This window comes from Clostridium sp. DL-VIII (assembly GCF_000230835.1).
Taxonomy (GTDB): Bacteria; Bacillota; Clostridia; order Clostridiales; family Clostridiaceae; genus Clostridium.
On sequence record NZ_CM001240.1, the window covers coordinates 3,251,595 to 3,277,290 of the forward strand.

A 25,696-nucleotide genomic window follows, 5' to 3' on the forward strand; every position below is an offset into this window, starting at 1 on the left:
TACGAATTATTCTTAAAAAAGTAATGATAATGTATAGCGTGCTAATTATACAATTTTAGCAAGTAGAATGAAAGGAAACATTATGAAAACAAAATTTATGTTAATAATATCAATCATTCTATTGGTGGTAGCAAGTATCCTTTTATGGAAAGATAGTAACAATGAAATTATAACTGCTTTATTGATGATTTCAATGATATTAAATCTTATTAGAGGACTTATTAATTTATGGAATGAGCGAAGATTAAAGTAAATTATGTTAGCTTAAGGAGATGACAAATAGTGATTATTGGCTTTGTTATGTCAGGAATATTTGGATTACTCAGAGTGATATTTCTAATTTTTAAAGAAAAAGCGTGTATTCTATTAGCTGGATATAATTTTAAAACTAAAGAAGAAAGAGAGAGCTATAATGAGGTGCGTTTGAGCAAATATGAACGTAATTTCTTCTTTATATATTCGGTTATCTATTTTATTGGTGCAACAGCATCAATATTCTTTGGTAAATTGTGTTTTTGGATTGCTTTTTTAGTATGGCTTATATATTTTTTAAAAAATGTACATCTTACTCCTGAAAAGGCCTTTGATAAATATAAAAAATAATAATTAAATAGCAGTTGAAGGAGAATTTAATATGCAATATTGTTATGAAAAAGAAGATATACCTTCATTAGAAGAAGCAAAAATGCTATTAAAGGAAGCCGAAGATTTAAATCCAGGGCCTTGGGTAATGCATTCTATGTATGTAGCAGAAGGAGCAAAACTTACAGCAGAGCAAACAGAAAATCTAAATCCTGAAGTTGCATATGTTTTGGGAATGTTACATGACATAGGAAGAAGAGAAGGTGTACATGCTATGAGACATGGATTAGATGGATATAGATATGCAATTAGTAATGGATATGAGTTAGTAGCTCGAATTTGTTTAAGCCATACAGCATTTAAATATAATAAAGAAGTTGTTGTTGTTGGAAGATGGGATGGTACTATTGAAGAATATAATTTTGTAAAAGATTATCTATCACGTACAGAAGAAACAGAATATGATAAATTAATAAAGTTATGTGATTATTTAGCGCTACCAAGTGGATTTGTATTAATAGAGAAAAGAATTGTTGATATAGCATTAAGAGGAGGAGTTAATGAATATACAATTCCAAGATGGGAATCAATTTTTGAGATTAAAAGTTATTTTGAAGAGAAAATAGGAAAATCTATTTACAGTTTGCTACCAAATGTGAAAGAAAATACGTTTGGATTGTAAAAATTAAAAGGAAGGATTAAAATTGAATATAAGAAATAAGTTTTTGCTGGGATTTTGCTTAATATTTTTAATAGGTACTATGTGTGGTTGTGGATTTTCTAATCAGAATGAAAATGATAATAGCAATAAGGTGAATATGTACAACGATAATGATAAAATTGTACAAGAAAACAATAATTATACTTATATAAACTGCAATTTTAGCAGAAATAACAATGTAATTGAGATAAAGTATGGCAGCTTTTCTGGTATAGATACAATTTGTTTTTTAGAAGCAAAGGAAGATACTGAAATTACATTTGACTATGATTCAACAGTTGACAATGGTAAATTTAAGGCAGTTTTGATTAATCCTAAAAATGAAGTGGAAACTATAGTAGAAGGAACTGATCAAAGCAGCAAAACAATTAAATTAACAAAAGGACAGTATAGTTTTAAAAATGTTGGAGCGAATGCAGCTGGAAAAATAAAAATTTCTTTTAGTAGCAATTCAGCTGTTAAAATAACAGAAGATAAGAAATAGAAAAAGTATTAGGACGATTCGTAATCTTTATAGAAGAGTATAATCATAAATTAGAACAGGGATATATTAATTTTAGGAGGCTATATTATGGGGGATTGGAGTTCAGTACAATATTTAATGTTTAAAAATGAAAGAACACAACCAGCAATTGACTTGGTTAATCGTATTTATATGGATAATCCTAAAAAGATTATTGACATAGGATGTGGTCCGGGAAATAGTAGTCAGGTTTTAGCTAAGAGATTTCCAAATGCATACATTCTTGGGGTTGATAATTCTGCAAATATGATTGAGACAGCAAAAACAGAATATCCTAATCTTGATTTTAAGATTTGTGATGTAAATAAAGATTTATCAATTCTTGATAATGATTTTGATGTTGTTTTTTCAAACGCTTGTATTCAGTGGATACCAAATCATAATCAACTTTTGAAGAAGATGCTTGGGTTATTAAAACTAGGAGGAATACTTGCTATACAAACGCCAATGAATTATAATGAGCCAATTCATAAAATTATTGGAGAGGTTTCAGAAAGTGAAAAATGGAAATCAGAGTTTAGTAATCCCAGAATTTTTTACAATTTAACACAAAGCGAATATTTTGATTTACTATCAGAAATTTCATCTGAATTTTCTATGTGGGAAACTACATATTTCCACAAGTTAAAATCCCACGAAGACATTATGGAATGGTATCGTGGTACAGGATTAAGACCATATTTAAATGTTTTATCAGATGAAAAAAAGAGGGCTTTTGAGAAAGATATTTTTGATAGAGTTAAAAAAGAATATCCAAAACAAAAAAATGGAAGTATTATTTTTAGGTTCCCAAGATTCTTTTTTATAGCAACATCAAAAGGTGCTTCTTCATGAGGAAAAGTTTATATCTAAAAACTTATCTGGGTATGATGAATATTGCGGAAAGGTGAGATATCACTTAATTCCATTCATATGGTAGGTATAATATTAGAGAACACATTATGCAAAATAATAGTCAAAACAAAAATGACTATTTTATTATCTTTGAAAATCAACTTGATTTTATATTATATATTAAAAGGTAGTCTAAATTTAAATAAAATTAGACTACCTTTTAATGTATATAGATAATTTATAGATAGATAAACTATGCATTGGGCTTATATATAGAATAATTACCTAAAATTATTTTTGAAATAGGGTATTAAATTCACTCGGATCTATTACCAAAGTCTTATTGGTATGATAAATAACCATACCAGGTTTTGCTCCATTTGGTTTCTTTAATTCTTTAACCTTTGTATAATCTACAGGTAACTTTGAAGACTCTTTTCCTTTACTGTAGAAACCAGCAATTATTGCAGCTTCTTCAAGGGTCTTATCGGGAACCTCAAAAGAGCAGACAATAACATGTGAACCAGGTATATCTTTTGCATGAAGCCAAAGATGATTTTTATTAGCAAACTTTAAACTTAAATATTCATTTTGTAAGTTATTTTTTCCAACATATATGTCAATACCATCACTTGAAACAAAATGATGTGGCTTGGATGCCTTATTTTGTTTAGAATTTTTATTATTTTTTCTATAGCGGATATATCCTGTCTCAATTAATTCATTTTTTATATCATCAATTTCAGTATAACTTTCTGCATTAAGAATATTAGTAAGCACAGAATTAAGATAAGCTATTTCATCCGAATTCTTTTCAAGTTGCAGTTTAGCATACTCCTCTGAAATCTTAAGTTTATTATATTTCTTATAATAATATTGAACATTTTCAGAAGGAGTTTTTGTTGAGTTTAAAGGGATTTTTATATATTCTTCTTCATTTTCATTATAGAAATTAAGCAATGTACATTCAGTATCGCCTTTTTTTATTGTATAAATGTAGGAAGTTAACAGATCTCCCTTTATTTTATAAGAATCTTTTTCAGAACATTCCTTAAGTGTTTCATTGAGTATTCTTAGCTTCTTATTGCATCTTTCAATATTAGTATGAAGAAGCTTTTGCAAATCAGTAGATTTATTTTGAAGTCTATCCTGCTTATCCTTCTTTTCATAAAATGCATCCATTAAAGTGTTTGGATCACCGTATGGTATTGATAAAAAATCTTCTTCTAAAGAATTCAATTTTAACGAATAAAAGTCTTTAACAATACCAGTTTTAGTTGTATATATATTATAAGAAATATTTTCATTTAGATTAGTAATAAGCTTTTTGAAATCATCACAAATTTCCTGTATTGTAGGTGATACGTTACATTTTACAATTTTGTAAAATAAATCTGTAGATAATAGTTTACTTATTCCAGTAAAACAATTAAAATAAAATTTGTCATCAAAAATAATAGAATTTTTGCTTACAAAAGAATTTAATTCTTCAAATGTAGTAGAAAAAGGATTTAATTTAGTAGATGCTGGTGGATAAACAAAATTAACACCTGGATATAGAACTCTATAGCTGTTTATATCAGGAGTGATATGTTTAATAGATTCCATTACTTTATTATCTCTATTTCTAACTAAAGTGATGTTAGAATGGCGTCCCATAATTTCGATAATTAGAGAGTACACACTATCAAAACCTAGTTCATCTCTATTTTCAATTTCCATAATTAAAATTCTATCATTATCTTTTTGTGTAAGCTTTGTAATCCTTCCTCCAAGTATGTATTTTCTAAGAACCATTAAATACATAGGAGCTTTAATAGGATTTTCTTTTGTACTATTTGTTAAGTGAATTCTAGCAAATCTAGGTGATGATGAAATTAATAGTTTTAAATTTTTACGATCTTTTCTTAAGGTTAAAATTATTTCATCCTTTTCAGGTTGATTTATCTTATCTATTTTAGAATTTAATATTGATTTTTCTAAATCATTTATTAAACTATATAAGTAGATACCATCTAATGCCATATTATGTCATCCTTTCTTAGTGTAACTAAGAATAGTATAACATTATAACGATATAATTATCAATTATCAGCAAAATGTGAAGGCTGAAGTGATTATATAAAAAATTTGAGAAACTATCGAAAAAGTGCAAATATATGTATATAATAATACATGTAATAAAAACATGTTATTTAAAGGAAGCTGTATATATGTTCTAATCGACAATATATATAATAATTTAGTAGTAAGTAATAAAATTATATTTAAGTTTCTTAAAATAAGTATCTATTTAAGGATGTAGAAATTTAGTTAGAATATATATTTATAATTAAAAAAAATTAATTAAATAGACAATAAGCTGCTCTATATTGATAAAGTATAAAGTTATTTAAAGCTAATAATGCGCTTGGAACTTTCCTTAGGTGCTGTTATGAAAAATATATGAAAAATAATCTAATTTAGGAGGAAGTTAAATGGACTTTTATAAAATGCAGGGGGCAGGAAATGATTTTGTATTTGTTGAAGATTTTGATAATAAAATCGAAGATGAATGCAAGCTTGCTGTAAAATTGTGCGATAGGCATTTTGGAATTGGCGCTGATGGGTTAGTTATTGTAAGAAAATCAGAAGTGGCAAATGCAAAGATGGTTATTATAAATGCAGATGGATCAAGGGCTAATATGTGCGGAAATGCAATAAGGTGCTTTGGAAAATATGTATTTGAGCATAAAATAGCAGATGGCACTAAATTTTCAGTGGAAACTGGAGATGGGATTAAAGAAATAGAAATAATATTAGAAAATAATAAAGTTAGATATGTAAGAGTTTACATGGGGAAACCCTCTTACAAGGGATGTGATATACCATTAAACAATATGGAAAGTCTTATAGAGAAAGAAATTACTGTTAATGGTAGGACGTATATCATGACTACTGTATTAATGGGAGTTCCTCATACGGTTATTTTTGAGGACGACAGAGAATATGACGTTGTCACCGAAGGATCTAAAATAGAGAAGCTTGATATATTTAAAGAAGGAAGTAATGTAAATTTTGTAAAGATAGTTGATAAGACTCATATAAGAGTTAATACATGGGAAAGAGGGGCAGGTGCAACTCTTGCATGTGGTACAGGATGTAGTGCATCTGTAGTAGTAGCTAAGAAATTTGGACTTGTAGATAAAGATAAAGAAATTTATGTTAAAGCGCCAGGTGGTGAATTAATTATAGAAGTTTTAGGGGACGATGTATACATGAAAGGTCCTGCAGAAGTATCATTTGAAGGAAAGACAACTTTGTAACAATTGTAGTAGATGAGGGAATAAGAAATGAAATTATCAAAGGGTAAGTGTTGGAGCATATTAGTTTTCGTTGTATTATCTCTGTTTGCACTTGGATGTTCAGCTCAAAAAGGTGAAACTCCTAGTAAAACAGAGCAGATTAATTTAAATTTAGGGGCTGTATTAAAAAGTGAAGATGGGGCGTATAAATTATATAATTATGAAGACGGAAAGTACGGAAATGCGAAAAGTAATAATATTATTTTAACTTACGATAAAAGCAGTTCAAACTATATAACAGTTGAAAATGGTAAAGATTATGTAGTAAGTGCTAAAAATAAATTTGAAATTAAGGATCCAAGCTATAGCGAATTAAAATTATCAAAAGGTGGGAAGTATATATCTTATTTTATAGATGATGATGGTCTTAAATTAAAAGTATTCGATACAAGCCAAAATAAACAAATAGATATTAAATCCAATGTTTCTATATCAGGAACTTTATATGATTGGTATGATACTGATACTTTAATTTATTATGGAGTTAGTGATGATGGAATAAATGGATTATTTACCTATAACATAAAAGAAAATAAAGAAGAATTGCTTTATAACATAAAAGAGGGGTATTTGGCTTACTTAAAAGGTATTGATGACAATGTGGTATTTGTGCAGCTAACTTTGGAAAACAAGAAAGAATTAATGATGATAAATAAGCAGACCAAAGAAGTTAAGCTTTTATCAAAGGATATCGATGAGCTTACAGATATAGAGATATATAATGATAAATTATATTTTACTGGTAAAGCAGCTAATAATGTTGACTCATTATATGAGATTGATGATAATAAATCTAAAAGATTAGTTTTTGATTTTCCAGCTGTAGTAAAAGTAGAAAAAGGATTAGAAATAGATGATAGCGGGAATGTTTTATTTATAGGTGCAAATAAATTAAATGATACTGAAGAGCAAATTTATACATACACAAAGGATGGAAGTATAAGTTCCGTGTCGAAGAATTCAACGGACTATGCATTTATAGATTATAAAAGTTAATATATTAATTATAAATTTATTTTAAGGAGACGCTTATAGAAATATAGGTGTCTTTTCTTATGAGAAAATGTAACACAAATTTAACAATCTAAGTGAATACATTTATCATAAGTTTGAGAGAATTTAATTGAAAATATAACAAATAAGGATGGTGAAAACTATGACTCCAAAAGAATTGGCGAGAAAAACTATTAGAGATATTACTAAAAGAAGAGCTAAATCTGACCATGAATATTATGCCTATCAAAAAGAGCAGAATGTTAGGAAATTAAGAAACTGGAGTGTCAGAGTTGGAGGATGCCGTTGGTAAAAATAAAACATAGCAGAAAATAAATTATGATTTAAAATATTAACAGAGGTGCTGCATTAATTAAATTAATGTGGCATTTTTTATAGCTGTCTAACTTTAAAGCTAAGTTATACCTTAATGAAATTACATATGAGTCCATTCAAGAAGTTATAAAATTAAATATAGAAGCAGGTAAAATGGATAAATGCAAAAAAATATTACATATTCTAAGTGATTGCAATTGATATATAGATATAGCATAATTGTTTAAATTCAGAGTTAGCCCTTGCACAGGCTCATATATTAAATTATCTAAAGCAAAACGGAAGTACTCCATTTAATGAATTGTTAATGCAGCTAGGAATTGATAAAGCTTCCCTTAGCAGAATACTTAATAATCTAGAAAATAAAAATTATATTGAGATGAAAAAATCTCAGAGTGATAAAAGAATGAAAGATGTTGAGATTTTACATTTAGGCATGAAGGCTATAATTGATGGAGATATTAAAGCAAATGAATATATTAATGATATTTTACTTTTAGGAAGTAATGAAGAGGCGAATAATATTATGAAAGCATTTAAGAATTTTAGAATTCTAGCATTGAAAAATAATCTTATAAAAAATGACTCTAGAGTAACCATAGAAAGAATTGAAGCAAGTGATATTACATTAAGAATGCTAGAAAAGCTTGGATGTGAAGTCGTTGGGGAAGCAGAGGATTTTTACGGTGATTCAGTAACGCCTATAATAGTAAAAAAGTGTATTTTCATGAATAAGTAACTTTGAAAATGCATGAATTTAAAGAAGAACAAATAAAAGTGGCATCTAAGAAGGATTTTCTAAGCTTTTCTAGAATTCAATTTTTAGGAGAGGTGAGTTTATATGAGAAGCAATGAGATAGAATTTATTGATTTAACTAACAAACAATATGAAGCACTAATTGAAACACAAATGGAAACCTACAAAAAAATATTAGATTTTTGTAAAGAAAATATAAATGATTTAGAAAAAATAAAAATAATAGATAATAAGATATTAGAAATAGAAGAAAAAACATTGACTGAACTTGAAAAGATAAGAGTTTATAATAAAATATTTATAGAATCAATTAAATAAAATTTATGTATTTACAGTCAACTGAAATTTTTATAGTAGTAAAAAAATGTAACATTTTTGCTTAATTATAATATATTGAATAATTGGGTGATAATATGAGCAAAATTGGAGTAATCATAAAATGTATATTTAAATATAAAGATAAAAAATATAAAGTTGAAGATGTAATACCAGATTGCTTAGAAAAGGAAAAGGCAATGTTTTTATATAGAGATGGTAACTATTCAGATGATATTTATAGAGCTGGATTAATAAGAATAAGATATGGGGAAGAAGAAATTCCAAATTTGCCAAGAGAAAGTAAGGAAATAGAACTTGTAAATATAGAAGTAGAATGAAATTAGGATAAAAATAGAATAAAATTAGGGCTGCTGTGGCAGCCCTTTTTTAACTTTTTGCAAGTAGAAATTTAACAGCAAACATGGTAATTAGTTAATTATACAAAAAGTTATATAATTAATTGGGGAAAAAAGGAATTTCCAAGATTTATGCATTGAATAAATTAGAATCATACGCTAACATAGAAATAATGGTTGTAAATAATTAACACAATTTCATATTAACATGATTATTTGAATAGAGGTACAAGAAATGAGTGCTATATTGGAAATTGAAGCAAGGATTTATGAAATGAGACAAGCATTATATGAAGTCATAGACAGAAAAAATAATTTATTAGATAGTGAAGTAATTACTGCGAGTAAAAAGCTTGATGAATTATTAAATGAATATAACAAGTTAACTAGAGAAGAGATAAAATAATTGCCTTGTAAAATATAAAATTGAATATAATAATTGAGAACTCTATTAAGGTGGGGTTCTTTTTTATGGAAATTGTAAAGTTTTAAAGGAATTTAGTACTTTTTATATAATTATTTAATATAATATTTCATTTAAAATTTATTTATTTTACGCAAAGATAAAATATCAGAATTTAAAAACTTAAAGAGGAAAGTGAGGTGTAATAGGCAGAATGAATATTTTTTATTTAATAGAATTATTCTTGTCTGGCCTATTAAATTAAATGAATAACTCAGGTATATGTGGCTGGCTAGCTAGAGATGGAAAGTTTTATGAGTGTGGTGAATCTAAACACAATCTCTTAGCATCTAAATTAGAAAAAGATTTAAATCTAGAAATGTTTGATGAAAGAAGAGCTATTTATCTTCATGATAAAGCATTATTAGAGGCATTAGGATTTATTAAATTTACACAATCTACTTATGGATTAGTTGGAGAAGCTTATGATAATCAGTTTATGTTATTTTTCGGAAAAAGATTTTCTTACGAACAGCGTAAATGGATGGACGAAAATATATTAAAAATGTCATCAGGTCAAAGAGCAGAATGCAGACAGAGACTTATTGTAGGATATTAAAATATATATGTTGCAATTAGTATTTTACAAAGTACAATTGGCAATATCACTTGCAATCCTTATAAGATTTTTTGAATTGTAGAATTATTATTGCAACATATATATATATAAATTTATTCTTAAAGTAAAATTAAAAAATAGAGATAGCGAAAAATCATAAGGAGAAAAGTAACGCTATCTCTATTTAAATTTAGGGATTAAAAAATATTATGTTTACATTATCAAGTATTACCAGAATATTTAATAATATTCATAGATTTAAATAAAGATCCAACAAAAATTTTAAATAGACAATAATGGATGAATTTTAAGAAAAGTAGAGATAATGGAAGATTTTATACGGATAATATACTGAGAAGGCTTTACTATGTTTTAATCAACTGTTTAAAATATAGTTATAATATGATAATATTTAATCAAACGTTTAATTAAAAGTGAAAAGAAAGGTGATGTACAAAAGTTATGAAAGAAAAAATTAATGAGAATGCAGTAGCTCAGCAAATTATGGATGCGGCTATACCTTTATTTGCCGTTAAAGGATATACAGGGGTATCTATAAGAGAACTTTCTAAAGAGGCGGGAGTTAATAGTGCGTTAATTTCCTATTATTTTGGAGGAAAAAGTGAATTATATTCCAATATTTTAAAAACTCAACTAGAACTTCTTGTCACTGCTGTTAGCGGAATTCAAAAAGAAAAGCTTTTACCGATAGAAGAAATTTATTTGTTTTCAGAGAAGCTTTGCTCTCTTCATAAAAAATATCCTTATTTAATCCGAATAGTACTCGGTGAAATTATTAATCCAACATTTTGTTATGACAGTATCGTAAAAGTAGGGATTGAAAACATAAACCATTTACTTAAAGACTGTATACAAAGAGGTATAAATTCTGGAGATATAAGAAATGACATTGATCCAGCTGCTACGGCTATTTCATTAGTTGGAATAATTAATTTTTACTTTTTAACTTTCCCTTTAAGTCAAGAATTATTTATAGAGAATGGGAAAAAGATTGACCATTATATTAAAGAGTCAATTGAGCAGTATTTACATGGTATTTTAATGCATTAAAGAAAAAAGAAAAATTTAAAGTGCTAAAAGGGGTGTATTAAATGAAACGTAAGGTGAAAGGAATACTTATATTTCTGGTAGTAGTACTAGTTATAGGTATTTCAATTTTTCAAATTATAAAGATTAATTCGAAAAAAGAGGAAGTAGAAGTGCCGCCGCCAATTGTAAAGACACTTAAAGTTGCTGCTTCGAATAAAGATTCGGAATATGTATATGCTGGAGTAGTTAAATCTAGATATGAAAATCAATTAGCATTTCAAGTTGGGGGTAAGGTTGTTAAAAAAAATGTTCAAGTTGGAGACAAAGTGAATGAAGGAACAGTTTTGATGGAATTGGATTCTCAAAATATAGAGGAAGCAGTGAAAAATGCTGAAGCTTCTGTTTCAGCAGCGGAATCTAAATATAAACTAGCTGAAGATAATTTAAAACGTTATGAACAGCTGTATCAAGCTGGAGCTATGACAAAAGCAGAATATGATAATTATGTTAACATAGATGAGACTGCAAAGGATGCCGTGGATCAGGCAAATGCATTATATGCTCAAAGCATGAATCAGCTTGGTTATTGCAAGTTATATGCAGATAAATCTGGAGTAGTAAGCAGTGTTGACGCTGAAGAAGGACAAGTTGTTGCAGCTGGGCAAAAGATTGTCACTCTTGTACAGAATAATGAGTTAGAAGTAGAAATCAATGTTCCTGAAAATAGAATTGATAAGCTAAAGAGTGCAAAAGAAATAGATGTGAGCTTTTGGGCATTACCAAGTATTAAAGTAAAAGGGGCTGTGCGAGAAGTCTCTCCTGTAGCAAATGATGCCTCACGTACTTATAGAATTAGAGTAAGACTTATAGATCCATCTCCTAGCATTAAAATTGGAATGTCCTCAAACGTTTCTATAAGTGAAGATAATGCATCAAGCAAAATATGGATACCTATTGCTGCTGTATATCAGCAGACTACAGCTCCTGCAGTATGGGTTGTTAATGAAAATAAAGTGAGTTTAAAAAATATCACATTAGGGGATTCCAGCAGTGATCAGATTACAGTAAGTGATGGACTAAGTGAAGGAGATGAGGTTGTAACTGCTGGTGTAACTAAATTGCGTGAAGGGCAGGAAGTAAGAGTAGGGAGTGATAGTTAGTGAAGCGTTTCAATTTAACAGAATGGTGTCTTAACAGAAAACAACTTATATATTTTTTAGCTATTACAATAATTGCAGCCGGAATTTTTGTTTATCCAAAACTTGGAAGAAATGAAGACCCTGAGTTTACCATCCGTGAAATGTATATAACGGTAGCATGGCCTGGTGCAACTTCAAGCCAGGTTGAAGAGCAGATTACCGATAAAATAGAAAGAAAGTTGCAAGATACTCCCAATAAGGATTATATAAGAAGCTATTCAATGCCAGGGCAGGCAGTTATATTTATTGATTTGAAAGATGAGGTTCCTAGTGATAAAATTAGAGATACTTGGGTTGAAGTGAGAAATGAAATTAACGATATAAGAGGAACTCTGCCATCGAATATAGTTGGACCTAATTTTAATGACCGCTATGATGATGTATACGGATGTATTTATGCATTAAGCTCTGATGGCTATACCTATGAAGAAATGAGAGAGAAGGCAGAAAATATAAGAAGATCTCTGCTAAATGTAAAAGATGTTAAAAAGGTAGAATTAATAGGAGTTCAGACAGAAAAAATATTTATTCAGGTAGAAAATACTAAAATGGCACAGCTTGGGATAAGTCCAAATACAATCACAAGCACTCTGCAAGCACAAAATTCTGTTATACCTGCAGGAATGATACAAACGTCAACAGATAATGCATATCTTCGCGTAAGTGGTATGTTTGATGATGTGGATAATATCTCTAATCTGCCAATTAAAGCTGGAAGTCAAACTTTTCGTTTAGGAGATATCGCAAACATTACTCGTGGTTACTCTGATCCACCTGATCCTAAGATGTTCTTTAATGGAAAAGAGTCAATAGGAATTGCAATTTCCATGGAAAAGGGTGGTAATGTTTTAAATTTAGGTGAAAACTTAAATAAAGCATTACTTCAAATTAAAAATGATCTGCCTTTAGGTATGAATATAGATCAAGTAGCTGATCAGCCTGAAGCTGTTACAGATTCTATTAATGAGTTTTTAGAGACCTTTGTTTTGGCATTGGCCATAGTAATGCTGGTGAGCTTTGTAAGTCTTGGACTTAGGACTGGATTAGTGGTAGCCTTATCAATTCCATTAGTCATTGCAGGAGTATTTGTTGCAATGTTCCTTTTGGGAATTCCACTGCACAAAGTATCTTTAGGTGCTCTGATAATTGCACTTGGACTTTTGGTTGATGATGCAATTATTGCAATTGAAATGATGTCAGTTAAACTTGAGCAGGGATGGGATAGGTTTAAGGCTGGCTGCTTTGCCTTTACTTCAACAGCCTTTCCAATGCTTACTGGTACACTTATTACCTGCTCTGCTTTTACTCCAGTAGGTTTTTCAAAGGGAACTGCATCTGAATATACAGGAAGTGTATTCGCTGTTGTTACAATTGCACTACTTTTCTCTTGGATTATTTCAGTATGCTTTGTTCCAGTATTAGGATTTGATTTGATTAAGATTAAGCATAAGGAAAATAAAAAGAATGATGTATATGATACAAAATTTTATCGTGGATTTCGGGGCATTTTAAACTGGTGTTTAAATCACCGCAAACTCATATTAACGGCAACAATAATATTGTTTTGTTTATCTGGCTTTTCAATTTCCCATTATGTTCAGAAAGAATTTTTCCCAGCTGCAACAAGGCCTGAACTTTTGATAGATATGACTCTGCCACAAGGCTCTTCTATTGCAGCAACTCAAGAAGCAGCTAATAATTTGGCAGAGGATTTAAAAGATGATAAAGATATCATTAATTACTCTTATTATGTAGGCATGGGGGCTCCACGTTTTGTATTATCTCTAGAACCTATCGCGCAAAGCAGTAATGTTGCACAGTTTGTCATATTGACTAAAGACATTGCAGCAAGGGATAGAGTGAGTAAGGATGTTCAAAAATTATTTGATGAAGGATTTGAAAATGTTCAAAGTCATATAAAGGTTATTCAAAATGGACCACCTAGTAATTATCCGGTTATGCTTCGAGTTACAGGAAGCGATAATGATAAGGTTCGTGAGATTGCAGGAGAAGTACGTGATACTATGGCTGCTGACCCTAATTTATATAATATTAATTTTGACTGGTTTGAAAAAATAAAAGGTATTTCTGTTGAAGTAGATCAGGATAAAGCAAGAATGCTTGGCATAGATAGTGCTCAGATTTCTGCAGCTTTGCAGGGACAATTGTCTGGTACTACAGTATCTCAATTTAGACAGGAAGACAAAACAGTAGATATTATATTAAAAATGGATTCAGCAAACAGTCATGATTTAGGTTATATTAAGAATTTAAATATCACACTTCCAAGCGGTAGCTCTATTCCGTTAGATCAAATAGCTAAAATTAATTATAATGCTGAAGATGGTTTAATAACAAGAAGGGATTTAAAACCTACTATTACGGTTCAAGCTGAAGTATTGCAAGGTACAACCGGAAATGATGCTTCTACAAATATATATAATCAGCTTGAAAGCTTAAGAAAATCTCTTCCAGCAGGATATAGCATAGACATTGGCGGGGCTTTAGAAAGAAGTGAAAAGGGATTAGCTCAAGTTCAAAATGTAGTTCCTTTCATGATAATTTTAATGATCATACTGTTAATGTTCCAACTTCAAAATGTACCTAAGATGGTAATGACCTTGCTTACAGCACCTTTGGGATTAATTGGAGTTGCAATAGCTTTACTTGCATTTAAGAGTCCAATGGGATTTGTTGTAGTACTTGGTATTTTAGCGTTAATGGGAATCATAATAAGAAATTCTGTTATTTTGGTGGATCAAATTACAAAACACGTTAAAGAAGGAGAAACTATAAGGGACGCTATTATAGATTCGACTATTTTAAGGTTTAGGCCTATCATGTTAACGGCTATAGCTGCAATTATGGGAATGATACCATTAATCCGAAATTCCTTTTGGGGACCAATGGCAGTAGCAATGAGCGGTGGTTTATTTGTTGCAACAATATTAACTTTACTTGTACTACCTGTTATTTATGCCTCATGGTATAGAGTGGACAAAAGAACTAAAATGCCTTTAGATAGTCAGGCAGAAGAAAGTATTAATGAAAAAGAAATTGATAATAGTATTAGTGAGTTAGATAATAAACCTAATTAATATTTTAAGTGTAGTCATAATATCATGGCTACACTTTTTTTACTTTTTATATTCATAATAGGGCATTTGAATCGTAACACCTGTTTCATCAAATTTATAATTTGTATTTTCAAGAGGTGGCATGTTATTAACTAAATTAATTCCAACAGTGTAAAGTGCTTCAGCGGTTTCATTGGGATTTTGAATAACTGTACCGGCCATTAAACCTTTATCAATCAAATCTATAGCTTCAGGTATTCCATCAATTCCGAAAACAGGAATATATTTTGATTTATTACCAGTGTTATATCCATATCTTTGTAATGCTTTTATGCTACCTAGAGCCATGGCATCATTATTTGAAATTATTGCATCAAACTTACCATTATATCTTAAAAATAATAAGTCCATAGATTCTTTTGCACATGTTTCATCCCAAGAACAAGATTTTACCAGGATTTCTTGTGTTTTTATTCCAGAATCTTTAATTGTTGAAATTGAATAAGAGCTTCTTTCAAATGTTACGGTGATATTTTCGGGACCTTGAAACATTATGTATTGTAAGATATTATCATCATTTATATCTATAGCTTTTTTGTTAGAATTCCATTCGGAAACAACGAGATTTCCTTGTAAAATACCAGATTGTTTAGCATCTGTTGATATAACCAAAGATCTGCTATAGGATTGAATGGGTTTTGTATCGAATGGAACTGTATTAAATAAAATTAATGGTATATTTTTTTGTTTTGCTTTATCTACAACCGATTCTACTGTCTCTTGATTCAGATCAACTAAATTTACTAATAGAAGTTCATAGTCACTTTGTAGAATCGAATCTATAAGTGTATTTTGTATATTTTGGTTTCTTGCACCATCAAAAAAGGCAAAATCAACGTTACTTTTATTTTTATTTTGAATTTCTTCTAAGCCCTTTCGAACTAGAGAAATATAGGGATCATCGAAACTAAATAATACTACAGCAGTTTTAACAGGTTTTTCAGACGAGACTTGCGCGTTTACAGGTATATAATTATGAATATTATTCATTGATACTACAATTAGTATAATTATAATTAACATTCTTTTTAATATTTTCATTGCAATCCTCCAGATATATTTTACGAATAATAAATGTTTAGTATTATGTTTATCTTTTGACTTGAAAAATATTCTTTATAAAAATAAATTGGCAGCTCTAAAAAGTGAAATGGAAATTGCATTAGTTAATATTAGTAAATCTTCAGAAATAAAACCATCTAGAAATGTCATTACTGCACTTGCCCAACAATAATTTTATATAGTAGATATTCTGATTATTAAATAAAAAATATAAAAGCAAATTTATAGGCTAACACTATTTTTGTTTTATAAAACTAGTGATTTTAAGAATCCTTATTGAATAATAGTAAAAAAATGGAATATAATATATGTATTAATTAGAAGAATGGAGTGCGGTAAAATTATTTGTCCAATAAATCCATAATGTTCTAGACGACTGGTAATGAAAAAGAAATTTATTGGTATGACATTTGGTTTGGCGATTATGTTAGCACTAGGAGCAGTCCCTGGAAAGCCAGCTTTTGCAGCTAGCAATTTAACTGTAGATTGTGGAAATACGATTAGAGGAGTAACTCATTGTGCAAGTGGCTCTCTCTATGGAGTTACTGAAAGCAAACCAGGTGATATTGCACAGTTTGTAGCACCTCTTAAGCCAAATGTTTTCACAAATCCAGCCTTAGCTGGATCGCAAAATCAGCAACCTATAGGAGCGTCTATACCAGTGGCCGGAAGACTTACTAATACAACTGGAAAAGTTATGATTAGATTAGCAGATATATATCCAAAGTGGCCTTATGCTTTTACAAATATGAATGATTGGCTTAGTAAGGTTACTAATGTAATAAACACAAAAAAGGCATCAGGATATTCAAATTTTTATGGCTATGAGATATGGAATGAGCCAGATGGTACCTGGAAAAGTACTACAGTAAGCTTTAATGATATGTGGCTTCAAACATATAAATTGATACGTTCTTTGGATTCAAACGCCCAGATTGTAGGACCTTCTTATTCTTACTACAATCATAGCAGAATGAATGATTTCCTTAGTTTTTGTAAGACTAATAATTGTCTTCCAGATGTAATCTGCTGGCATGAACTTGGAGGAAGCGGCAGTATCGCTGTAAACATTAAAGATCTGAAAGCAATAGAAAGTGCACTTGGAATATCAGAAAAGAAAATTTCAATAAATGAATATTGTGATAGTAGTCATTATGCGGAGGGACAACCAGGAGCATCAGCACCTTTTATTGCTAAATTCGAACGAAATAAAGTAGATTCAGCTTGTATTTCGTGGTGGTGGACAGGTGCACCTGGGAGATTAGGAAGTCTTATGGCATCTGATACACAAAAAGGTGCTGGATGGTGGTTTTATAAATGGTATGGTGATATGACTGGCAATATGGTTAATGTAACACCTCCAAATGATAATAGCAATGGAGTGGATGGTTTCGCTTGTGTTGATTCAAGTACTAAGTATGTAAGTATACTTATAGGTGGTGTAAATGATGGAAGCATTAATGTAAATATAAAAAATATCCCATCTTTTATTGGTTCAACGGCTAATGTTAAAGTAGAAAAAGTAGATTGGACAAGTAAAGACACGCCTGTAAGCGGCACATCTTTAGTTTCTTCAAATAGTTACGCTGTATCTAATGGAGCGATTAATGTATCAATACCAAATACAAATAATACTAGTGGTTATCGCATTTATATAACTCAGTGAATTTGATTAAGGAGTATTAGAAGAAATAGATAAAAGCTTTTATGTAAAAATGACTGGATAGGTTAGACAAATAGCTGAGAGAATCTTAAGGGGTGAGCTTATAGAAGAATTTGATAAATAGCCTTATAAAAAAGAGGTACTTTATTATTTGAAAACGTTTCTTTTCTGGAATTAATTTATTATGCTGTAGTAGTAGCAGTTGTTGTATTATATATTTAAACATAAAATGAAGTATAGAGCATAATATTAAATAAAAAAGGAATATTTAGAGAAATAAAAGCTTCAAGTATTCCTTTTTCTATTTCAGGAAGGTAATAAAGATAAGTTAAAGGACTTGATGCAATAATTACACCATGGAAGATGAATTTGAATATTACATAAAGCTGGGGATTTTTATCCATAAAAAGTTAGATGATTTTACGGATTAGCATCCAAATTTTCTAAGGAGCAGAAAAAGAATTTCATGAAAATTTAGCAATAAAATATTCACAAAATATATTATAATTAATATTATATGGTTAGTAAGGGATTATAATCCAGATAGTGAAAATAAATTACAAATTGTAGAGTTGCATTATTAATGATTGTATTTTGAAAATTAATTGATTGGTGAAAAGGTTGAAATAAAATACATTGGGATGGTGTTTATATGTCATCAAATATAGAATCAGCATTAAACTTGAGGGATAAAGATTTTAGTATAATATGTAATAATTGCGTAGGGGGATTTATATATCAATATTACAATATTGAATACAAAACTCCTACATTAGGTTTATTTATTCTCGCACAAGATTATATTAAATTTTTGTTGGATATTAAATTTTATCTTTCAAAGCAATTAGAATTTATTAAACCAAGAGAATCAATATATTATGAGAATTTTAAGCAATTTGAAGAGCATATGAAATTTCCAATTGCCAAGTTGCATGATATTGAGGTATTCTTTATGCACTATAAAAATGAAGAAGAAGCAACAGAAAAATGGAATAGGCGGATAAATAAGATTAACTGGAATGATTTAATAATTATTTTTGCAGAAAATGAAACTTGCAATTATGAAATGATAAAACAATTTGATGCTCTTCCATTTAATAATAAAATATGTTTTACAAAAGAGGATTACCCAGAGATAAAATCATCCTGTTGTATAGAGGAAATGAAAGATCCTTCAAAATCATGGGACGTAGAAACAATAATGAAGCATTTTAACATAACAGAGTTTATAAATAACAGATCCAATTAACAGGAACCGCTCATTAAGGCAAAGCCTTCACAAATTATAATGAAAATAGTTATATTTTCGTAGAAAATTAAATAATTAGATATATTATAATAAACTATGTAAAATATTAAGAAAAAAATCGCATTAGCATCATACACGATGATAATGCGATTTTTTGTTGCATGATTTTAAGAAAGCTATATTAGTTTAAATTTGTGGCATACTTGTTATATTTAGTATAGACTGAGGGCATGGATAAAGAACTCTTTAAATTTTGTCAGAATAGTTAACAATGAATAAATGATAATCATATTATAAGATAATATAGTAAATTTATTATAGACAAAAAAATAAGAAAGGAGTTAATATGAGGCGGAAAAAAGACTATAATTGTGAACCAAAAGGTTCTATCAATACAGGTAGTAAGAATTCAGGAGATAAAGAGAAAGAGAAAAAGTATCACAAAGACGAAAAACATCCGCTTAAAGCTGTTCATAAACCAAAACCAAGTTCAGTATTTGGTAATGCATCTGTGGCAAGAATACCAGGGCCACCGGGACCACCTGGGCCTCAAGGACCATTAGGACCTCAAGGGATACCAGGACCTCCAGGACCACCGGGACCTCCAGGACCACCGGGCAGATCAGGGACATCTGGATTTCCAGCAATTCCAATAGTTTCAACACCTCAAGTAATTGCAGGACCACAGGGAATACCAGGAATACCAGGAACACCAGGACCACCGGGAGTGCCAGGAATACCAGGGATACCTGGAATACCGGGGCCACCAGGAATACCTGGAATACCAGGGCCGCCGGGACCTCCAGGACCATCTGGTGGATCTCTATGTAAAAATTCAATCAAATATGCCTTAGATATAATTCGAGAAGCAAATCCTAATCAAAATGTGTCTTTAATTTCATTTAGTACTACAAAAACAGGCATAATAAGTGGATTTCAACCAAATAGAGATGTGGTAAATATAATAGATACAAACACACAGAATACTATATATGTGTCATTGTGTAATGTTATTTTTATTACGTTTCCAGATGAGCCTAATGTAGCAGAATTATTACCGAACAATTATGATGCTGCTCTACAAGGCAGTTGTAATGAAGATATTGAATCTGCAATAAAAACTATTTTAAATAGTTATGAATTTCCAATAAATATTGAATTAATTATTGATATTATAAATAATTCAAGTGATTCATATCAAATTGAAACGGTATATGGTTTATGCAATGGTATACTTTGGGTAAAATTTAATGATACAGTTGAAGGAAACAGATATGGTGCCATACCGCTATGTTCAATTTTTAGTGTATCACAAGGAACAAATGTACCGTGCTAATATTTGAAAGTTTAGTAAGGGATAAAACAATAAGTTCATCCCTTACTATATTTAACAGTAAAAATTAAGCTATACATATTAAATTAAAAGAAAAACAAAAAAATGAACAATGTTTCCAAAAAAATAGTTGTGCATTTGAAAAAATGATATAATTAACCAAAGATGAACTATATATTGAGGGGGAAATCATAATGAAGTTTGGAGAAAAAGAAATAGAATTAAAAGACGGAGCAACATGCATTTTAAGAAGTCCAAATGAAGATGATGCAGAAGAAATGATTAAATATTTAAAAATGACATCAGAGGAGACACACTTTATGGTTAGATATCCTGAAGAAATCAATATAACAATTGATAAAGAAATAGAACTTCTCAAGGAAAGCCTAAATAGTAGTACAGATATGATGATTGCAGCATTTATTAACAATAACCTTGCAGGCAATGTAGGTATTAATATTGTAAGAAATCATATTAAGCTTAAACATCGAGCAGTATTTGGAATTTCTATAAAAGAAGAGTACTGGAATAATGGTATTGGAAATGCGCTTATCAAAGAAGTAATCGAACAAGCAAGACAAATGGGTTATGAACAAATTGAACTTGGTGTGTTTTCTGATAATGAGAAAGCAAAAAATTTATATAAAAAGTATGGTTTTGAGGTTTGGGGAAATATAAAAAATGCATATAAACTTAAAGATGGAACATATCGTGATGAAATTATTATGGGAAGAAAGTTATAATAATACACTTAGATTGATATACAATAACAGTATTAATGTATATATGAAATATTATTTTTATTACGAGGAATACTAAAATTATTATATTTTAATGAAAGTAGGTATTACATTATAATAAAAAGAAAAAATACTAAAAATTTAACATTTTTGAATTGACTTCTATTGCAATGATTGTAGTAGAAGTTTTCTATTTGTGATAAATTAACTATAGTGAGATAATAAAAATATAAACTCATAAAGTGTATGATCGCACTATTCATAATAAAGGTTGAATTTGCGATTTTTTTATTAGGTAATACCTATAGATAAAAAATTTTATTTAAATTGAATGAAAGTAAGGATTGAAACTATGAGAGATAAGATAATATGCTTAGTAGGGGAATCAGGAAGTGGGAAAAGCACTATAGCAGAACTTTTAGAAAAAGAAGGATATAACTATATACAAAGTTATACAACGAGAAAACCAAGATTTAAAAATGAAAAAGGTCATATATTTGTTGAGCATGCACCAGAAGTTTTTGATACTAATGATTTTTCTAAAGAAGAAATTTTAAAGAATGGAATTATAGCTCACACATATTTTGATAACAATCATTATTGGGCAACAAAAGAGCAATATCAAAATAAAGGTATTAGTTTATATATAGTTGACCCAGATGGTGTTAAAGAGATTAAAAATGATATTAAAGATTCAGAAATAGTGGCCATTTATATTAAAGTAGATGAAGAAGAGAGACGGCGTAGGATGCTGAAAAAAAGAGATCCTCAAAGTGTTAAAGATAGAATTGAGTATGATAGGGAGATTTTTAAAATAGTTCAATGCGAATATGTGATAAATAATAATGAAAATATTGATGATACAGTTAAACTAATAAAACAGATTGTCGATTGATTAGCGAAAATACCCTATTATCTAATAATTTTGAGATCTATAATAAATAAATTTATCGAAAAATAGATAATATAATCTGATATTGATAATACTAATGTTATCCTATAAGAAGAGAAAGAGAGGATTTTTGATGCGTATATTTAGGAGAACTTTAGTTATTTTAGAAGCTATGATTATAGCATTATCAATAATTCCGATAGATGAAAGTAGAATAGTTAATGCTCGAATAAATTTATTTAGGCAAAGACCTATAGCGGTAAGTGTAGTACTATATAATTTTGAAGATGTATTTATTTCTTTAGTAAGACAAGGTTTAGAGGAAATTCAAAAACAAAATCCAGGAAAAGTTGAATTTAAATTTTATGATGGAAAAGGAAATCAATCAATTGAAAATGAGGTAATTGACAACATAATTAAGAATGAGAATGTTGATATTCTATTAGTAAATCTAGCTAATACACAGGCTACCCAAGAAGTTATTGATATGGCTAAAAGCAGAGATATTCCTGTAGTTTTTTTCAATAGAGAACCAGTAGCGTTAGATCCAATTAAAGCCTATCCTAAATCTTTTTATGTAGGAACAAATGCAAAAGAGGCAGGTTCATTGCAAGGGCAAATTTTAGTGAATTTATGGAATAATGATAGAAATTTTATCGATAAAAACAATGATGGAATCTTAGAATATATTATGCTGCAAGGGGAGCGCAGCAGCATAGAAGCCCAGGAGAGAACACAATATTCCGTGTCAACAATTAATAATGCAGGAATAAAAACTCAACAGTTAGCATTAAATGTTAGCAATTGGAGAAGGGATTTAGCTCAAAATGCTGTAAATTCATTGTTCTTACAGTATGATGGAAGAATAGAGGCGATAATTGCTAACAATGATGAAATGGCGATAGGTGCCATTGAAGCATTGCAAAGTCATGGTTATAACCAAGGTGATAAAACGAAAACAATTCCTGTTGTTGGTGTAGATGCAACAGCAGAAGCTCAAGAATTAATAAAGAAGGGGTATATGGCAGGCTCAGTTATTCAAAATCCATCTGATATGGCAAAGGCTATCTATGCAATAGGATTAAATATATTTCAAGGTAACGCACCTCTTTATAATACAGAATACAAAGCAGATGAAACAGGAGTTGCAGTTAGATTACCATATAGAGAATATGTTGCTTAAGTATAAAGTTTTAGGAGGAATGATTATATGCCAATTAAAATTAATAGAGCAAAAGAAAATCCAGTAAATATTAAAAAATTACATAGAGACTTTTTTAATAGAGACTCATTAATAGTCGCAAAGGAACTCTTAGGGAAGGTACTTGTGCATGAAGTTAATGGTCAAAGAATTTCCGCAAGGATTGTTGAAGCTGAGGCATATATGGGAATAACAGATAGAGCTGCACATTCCTATGGCGGAAAGAGGACTCAAAGAGTTGAGGTTATGTATGGAGGACCCGGATTTTCCTACGTATTTATAATTTATGGTATGCACTATTGCTTTAATGTAGTTACTAGAGAAGAAGGGAATCCTCAGGCTGTTTTAATAAGAGCTCTTGAACCATCAGAAGGGTTAGATTTTATGGCTAAAAGTAGATTTGGAAAGGAATATAATACTTTAACTAAAAGTCAAATAAAGGGATTAACTAATGGACCAGGTAAGTTATGCAAAGCTTTATTAATTGATAAAGGCTTAAACGGAGAAGATTTATGTGGAGACAATCTATATATAGAAGAAGGGGAAAATGAAAAATTTAATATAATACATTCCAAGCGTGTGGGAATCGATTATGCTGGAGAGGCAAAGGATTATCTTTGGAGATTTTATATAGAAGGCAATAAATATGTATCAGTAAGATAACTGCTTTATCTAAGTATACTGAAAGGATTGAAAAAATGTTAGATAATACAGATAAACTTATTTTAACAGAATTGTCTAAGAATAGTCGTATAACGATGAAAGAGCTTGGAGAAAGAGTGCATTTTCTCATTGGACATTATCAAGAAGTGAATTAAAAGACTTTATTAATGAAAAAGGAATATCTTCTAGTGTATTAATACCAGATGATGGTGAGGAATACACATTTTAACCATAATCTAAAATTATAAGGTCACAATGGCAAACTTATATCAGGTGCATTAAAAAAGAGAGGTACTTTTACTTGAAAGCGCCTCTTCTCTTCGATTAATTTACTATGCTGTTGTAGTAGAAGTTGCTATAGTTTTCCCTTGTCTAGCCTCTTTTCTAGCTTGATATGCTGCTTGAATTTTGGCACTTGCATCTTGAATAGATAATCCTGTTATATCGATTCCAAGTTTTGCAGCCCTTGCGCTTTGAATTTTTGATCTTGCTTCATCTGGAGTAAGACCTGTTATGTCTATTCCAAGTTTTGCTGCAACTGCTGCCCTTATTTTAGCTCTTGCTTGATCATTAGTTAAATCTGTAATGTTTATGCCGAGTTTAGCTGCTCTTTGAACAAGCTTAGAAAGTGTAGCAGCTGTACTAGTTTGTTGTTGATCTGCTGCTATAGTAGTTGTTGTACTTGATGTAGTAGTGTCATCAGCGAAAGCTGGAACAATACTTGATATTGAAACCATAGCTGCAATAACAATTACTAATAATTTTTTCTTTTTCATAATCATATCTCCTTGTGTAATATTTTTTTGATTTAAATTATTAAAAATGGTTTTATGTAACAAGCTAATAACTGTTTACAAATGCAGTATAAGGCCTCAATGTGAAATTTATGTGAAATATCTAGTATTTAATATAATTAAGGGTATCAAAGACTTAGACAAACTTGTGATAGTAGAATAAAATATTTAAAGAGAAGAAATAAGAATAAAAAATGAACAAGGAGGTAAGATGGATTCTAAATTTAAAGTTAAACAAATCACGAAATTGTATGAGAGTTGCAACAAATGCGGATTACCAATAGTAAATTGTATCTGTAATATTGCACCTAAAATAAGGACTAAAGCAAAGATATTAATATTATCAACGGAAAGAGAATTCAATAGACCTTCCAATACAGCTAGATTATTGAAGCTGATGAATACAAACTCAACTGAATTAATTCTTTGGGAGAGAACAAGTACTCCTAAAAAATTAATTGAATACATCAATAGTGAAGAGTATGAAACATATATACTATTTCCTGTAGAGAATGATAATTTATCAGAAAAAAAATTTGAATATAGAAGTTCAGAGAAAACTCCAGCATTTATTATATTGGATGGTACATGGAAAGAAGCTGAAAAGATATTTAGAAAGAGTTATTACTTGAAAAATTTACCACAAATCTCATTGAAACCAATTTATAAGTCAGAATATACGTTAAGAAAAGGTGCGTCAGAAGGAGAACTATGTACTATAGAAGCGGCAATCGAAGTACTTAAGTTAAATCAGGAATTTGAGAATGCACAATTAATTAAAGATGCTTTCAATTTATTTTTAAAAAGTTTTAAAGCAGGAGTTAATGGAGTGAAGTTAGAATATTAGACAGGGATTCTAGCATTATAAAATATATTACATTTATTGGAGAATAGTTTAATTTATGTTTATAATGACTTATACTATAA

The 25,696-nt window shown here is 29.6% G+C and carries 27 protein-coding genes and 1 pseudogene; 25 read left to right on the top strand and 3 right to left on the bottom strand.

Annotated features, from left to right (window positions below):
* Positions 1–82: 82 nt before the first annotated feature.
* From CDLVIII_RS31360 to CDLVIII_RS15005, 5 genes are all read left to right on the top strand, one after another.
* A complete protein-coding gene (locus CDLVIII_RS31360; protein ID WP_009170294.1) occupies positions 83–253 on the top strand; it encodes a hypothetical protein in 171 nt (56 codons plus the stop codon).
* A 29-nt stretch (positions 254–282) separates the two neighbouring features.
* Positions 283–603 (top strand): DUF3784 domain-containing protein, encoded by a 321-nt coding sequence (locus CDLVIII_RS14990; protein WP_009170295.1) that lies wholly within the window; start codon positions 283–285, stop codon positions 601–603.
* A gap of 31 nt (positions 604–634) precedes the next feature.
* Positions 635–1,264, top strand: a complete 630-nt coding sequence (locus CDLVIII_RS14995) for an HD domain-containing protein (RefSeq protein WP_009170296.1) — start codon at positions 635–637, stop codon at positions 1,262–1,264.
* Between the two features lie 22 nt (positions 1,265–1,286).
* The gene (locus CDLVIII_RS15000) at positions 1,287–1,787 is read left to right on the top strand and encodes a hypothetical protein (protein ID WP_009170297.1); all 501 of its coding nucleotides are present in this window, start codon (positions 1,287–1,289) and stop codon (positions 1,785–1,787) included.
* An 87-nt stretch (positions 1,788–1,874) separates the two neighbouring features.
* Positions 1,875–2,660, top strand: coding sequence for a methyltransferase domain-containing protein (locus CDLVIII_RS15005; protein WP_009170298.1), 786 nt, complete (start codon positions 1,875–1,877; stop codon positions 2,658–2,660).
* Between the two features lie 291 nt (positions 2,661–2,951).
* On the opposite strand, the gene CDLVIII_RS15010 is transcribed toward CDLVIII_RS15005, so the two are convergent.
* Positions 2,952–4,685 carry an NFACT RNA binding domain-containing protein gene (locus CDLVIII_RS15010; RefSeq protein ID WP_009170299.1) on the bottom strand — a complete coding sequence of 578 codons (1,734 nt, stop codon included), beginning with the start codon at positions 4,683–4,685 and terminating at the stop codon, positions 2,952–2,954.
* A gap of 452 nt (positions 4,686–5,137) precedes the next feature.
* Between CDLVIII_RS15010 and dapF the strand changes: the two genes are divergently transcribed.
* The 11 genes and pseudogenes from dapF (at position 5,138) to CDLVIII_RS15060 (ending at position 15,133) form a co-directional block, all read left to right on the top strand.
* Positions 5,138–5,965 (top strand): diaminopimelate epimerase, encoded by an 828-nt coding sequence (dapF, locus tag CDLVIII_RS15015; RefSeq protein WP_009170300.1) that lies wholly within the window; start codon positions 5,138–5,140, stop codon positions 5,963–5,965.
* Between the two features lie 27 nt (positions 5,966–5,992).
* Positions 5,993–7,000 (top strand): hypothetical protein, encoded by a 1,008-nt coding sequence (locus CDLVIII_RS15020; RefSeq protein ID WP_009170301.1) that lies wholly within the window; start codon positions 5,993–5,995, stop codon positions 6,998–7,000.
* A 160-nt stretch (positions 7,001–7,160) separates the two neighbouring features.
* Positions 7,161–7,310, top strand: a complete 150-nt coding sequence (locus CDLVIII_RS31365; RefSeq protein ID WP_009170302.1) for a hypothetical protein — start codon at positions 7,161–7,163, stop codon at positions 7,308–7,310.
* Positions 7,311–7,547: 237 nt separating this feature from the next.
* A pseudogene (locus tag CDLVIII_RS15025) lies at positions 7,548–8,072 on the top strand (helix-turn-helix domain-containing protein); the annotation flags it as partial.
* Between the two features lie 102 nt (positions 8,073–8,174).
* Positions 8,175–8,408 carry a hypothetical protein gene (locus CDLVIII_RS15030; RefSeq protein WP_009170303.1) on the top strand — a complete coding sequence of 78 codons (234 nt, stop codon included), beginning with the start codon at positions 8,175–8,177 and terminating at the stop codon, positions 8,406–8,408.
* Positions 8,409–8,503: 95 nt separating this feature from the next.
* On the top strand, positions 8,504–8,746 hold the full coding sequence (locus tag CDLVIII_RS15035; RefSeq protein WP_009170304.1) for a hypothetical protein: 243 nt from the start codon (positions 8,504–8,506) through the stop codon (positions 8,744–8,746).
* Positions 8,747–8,999: 253 nt separating this feature from the next.
* Positions 9,000–9,170, top strand: coding sequence for an aspartyl-phosphate phosphatase Spo0E family protein (locus tag CDLVIII_RS15040; protein WP_009170305.1), 171 nt, complete (start codon positions 9,000–9,002; stop codon positions 9,168–9,170).
* A gap of 262 nt (positions 9,171–9,432) precedes the next feature.
* On the top strand, positions 9,433–9,786 hold the full coding sequence (locus CDLVIII_RS15045) for a hypothetical protein (RefSeq protein WP_009170306.1): 354 nt from the start codon (positions 9,433–9,435) through the stop codon (positions 9,784–9,786).
* 462 nt (positions 9,787–10,248) lie between these two features.
* Positions 10,249–10,857: a TetR family transcriptional regulator gene (locus tag CDLVIII_RS15050; RefSeq protein ID WP_009170307.1), complete on the top strand. Its 609-nt coding sequence runs from the start codon at positions 10,249–10,251 to the stop codon at positions 10,855–10,857.
* A 41-nt stretch (positions 10,858–10,898) separates the two neighbouring features.
* Positions 10,899–11,996, top strand: a complete 1,098-nt coding sequence (locus tag CDLVIII_RS15055) for an efflux RND transporter periplasmic adaptor subunit (protein WP_009170308.1) — start codon at positions 10,899–10,901, stop codon at positions 11,994–11,996.
* Positions 11,996–15,133: an efflux RND transporter permease subunit gene (locus CDLVIII_RS15060; protein WP_009170309.1), complete on the top strand. Its 3,138-nt coding sequence runs from the start codon at positions 11,996–11,998 to the stop codon at positions 15,131–15,133. Before CDLVIII_RS15055 ends, CDLVIII_RS15060 begins: the two co-directional genes overlap by 1 nt.
* Before the next feature lie 39 nt (positions 15,134–15,172).
* Here CDLVIII_RS15060 and CDLVIII_RS15065 read toward each other — a convergent pair whose 3' ends face one another.
* Positions 15,173–16,213 carry a galactose ABC transporter substrate-binding protein gene (locus tag CDLVIII_RS15065; RefSeq protein ID WP_009170310.1) on the bottom strand — a complete coding sequence of 347 codons (1,041 nt, stop codon included), beginning with the start codon at positions 16,211–16,213 and terminating at the stop codon, positions 15,173–15,175.
* Between the two features lie 403 nt (positions 16,214–16,616).
* On the opposite strand from CDLVIII_RS15065, the gene CDLVIII_RS15070 reads away from it, so the two are divergent.
* The 8 genes from CDLVIII_RS15070 (at position 16,617) to CDLVIII_RS29970 (ending at position 24,130) form a co-directional block, all read left to right on the top strand.
* Complete coding sequence (locus CDLVIII_RS15070; protein ID WP_009170311.1) at positions 16,617–17,900, top strand: beta-xylosidase; 1,284 nt, start codon at positions 16,617–16,619, stop codon at positions 17,898–17,900.
* Positions 17,901–18,549: 649 nt separating this feature from the next.
* Positions 18,550–19,146 carry a DUF1919 domain-containing protein gene (locus CDLVIII_RS15075; protein WP_009170312.1) on the top strand — a complete coding sequence of 199 codons (597 nt, stop codon included), beginning with the start codon at positions 18,550–18,552 and terminating at the stop codon, positions 19,144–19,146.
* Positions 19,147–19,492: 346 nt separating this feature from the next.
* A complete protein-coding gene (locus CDLVIII_RS29335; protein ID WP_009170313.1) occupies positions 19,493–20,482 on the top strand; it encodes a Collagen triple helix repeat-containing protein in 990 nt (329 codons plus the stop codon).
* Between the two features lie 191 nt (positions 20,483–20,673).
* Positions 20,674–21,222: a GNAT family N-acetyltransferase gene (locus CDLVIII_RS15085; RefSeq protein WP_009170314.1), complete on the top strand. Its 549-nt coding sequence runs from the start codon at positions 20,674–20,676 to the stop codon at positions 21,220–21,222.
* A gap of 328 nt (positions 21,223–21,550) precedes the next feature.
* On the top strand, positions 21,551–22,114 hold the full coding sequence (locus CDLVIII_RS15090) for an AAA family ATPase (RefSeq protein ID WP_242835740.1): 564 nt from the start codon (positions 21,551–21,553) through the stop codon (positions 22,112–22,114).
* Positions 22,115–22,244: 130 nt separating this feature from the next.
* Positions 22,245–23,294: a galactose ABC transporter substrate-binding protein gene (locus CDLVIII_RS15095; RefSeq protein ID WP_009170316.1), complete on the top strand. Its 1,050-nt coding sequence runs from the start codon at positions 22,245–22,247 to the stop codon at positions 23,292–23,294.
* Positions 23,295–23,321: 27 nt separating this feature from the next.
* Positions 23,322–23,975 carry a DNA-3-methyladenine glycosylase gene (locus tag CDLVIII_RS15100; protein ID WP_009170317.1) on the top strand — a complete coding sequence of 218 codons (654 nt, stop codon included), beginning with the start codon at positions 23,322–23,324 and terminating at the stop codon, positions 23,973–23,975.
* 35 nt (positions 23,976–24,010) lie between these two features.
* The gene (locus CDLVIII_RS29970) at positions 24,011–24,130 is read left to right on the top strand and encodes an AsnC family transcriptional regulator (RefSeq protein WP_009170318.1); all 120 of its coding nucleotides are present in this window, start codon (positions 24,011–24,013) and stop codon (positions 24,128–24,130) included.
* Positions 24,131–24,307: 177 nt separating this feature from the next.
* Here the strand turns inward: CDLVIII_RS29970 and CDLVIII_RS15105 are convergent, their stop codons facing one another.
* On the bottom strand, positions 24,308–24,751 hold the full coding sequence (locus tag CDLVIII_RS15105) for a hypothetical protein (RefSeq protein WP_009170319.1): 444 nt from the start codon (positions 24,749–24,751) through the stop codon (positions 24,308–24,310).
* Positions 24,752–24,980: 229 nt separating this feature from the next.
* Here CDLVIII_RS15105 and CDLVIII_RS15110 point away from each other — a divergent pair, with 229 nt between their 5' ends.
* Positions 24,981–25,616: a tRNA-uridine aminocarboxypropyltransferase gene (locus CDLVIII_RS15110; protein ID WP_009170320.1), complete on the top strand. Its 636-nt coding sequence runs from the start codon at positions 24,981–24,983 to the stop codon at positions 25,614–25,616.
* The last annotated feature ends 80 nt before the right edge of the window (positions 25,617–25,696 follow it).